The organism is Kushneria phyllosphaerae, assembly GCF_900312995.1.
GTDB lineage: Bacteria > Pseudomonadota > Gammaproteobacteria > Pseudomonadales > Halomonadaceae > Kushneria > Kushneria phyllosphaerae.
Genome location: NZ_ONZI01000015.1, coordinates 1 through 512, shown reverse-complemented (window position 1 = coordinate 512; position 512 = coordinate 1). Strand labels below are relative to the sequence as shown.

The window sequence follows — 512 nt, the reverse complement described above, 5'->3', positions numbered from 1 at the left end:
CGGTTAGAAGAATGCTATTCGTCCCGTCATCAACCTTAACCACACAGGAATGGTTATTTCCTTTATCGTTGCTACCTTGTAAAGGCCAGTGCGCGCTGAAACGCAATCCTTGCCATTGCCACGCTTCGCCACGCACACAGGGCTGATGATGTTCCCAGTTTAACGGACTTCTGATCCATAACATCGGCCATATATGCAATATTGAATCCAGCCCTCCCCGGTGATCCAGATGTTCATGGCTCAGAATACCGCCTTCCGGTTCAAGATTATGCCAGTGGAGCCAGGGGATACTCAGTTGTTGCCCACTATCCCCTTCAGGCCAGGCCAGTCCTGTGTCATAGAGAATCGCTTTGCCGTTTCTGGCTATCACCATTGCCAGCCCTTGCCCGACATCAAGCATGTACAGCTGCCACTCGTCAGGTCGAGGTTTTTGCCACAGCGGCCAGCACATCAGCAAGCCTCCAGCCACACACATTGCTGGCAACGTTCGCCAGGCGTTTAATCGCCATACC

Annotated in this window: 1 protein-coding gene; it reads right to left on the bottom strand. The window is 52.5% G+C overall.

Annotation, left to right across the window (positions count from 1 at the left end; translation table 11 throughout):
• On the bottom strand, positions 1-451 hold a 451-nt coding region (locus KSP9073_RS17230), incomplete at its 3' end, for a DNA internalization-related competence protein ComEC/Rec2 (protein ID WP_243409285.1).
• Between the last annotated feature and the right edge of the window lie 61 nt (positions 452-512).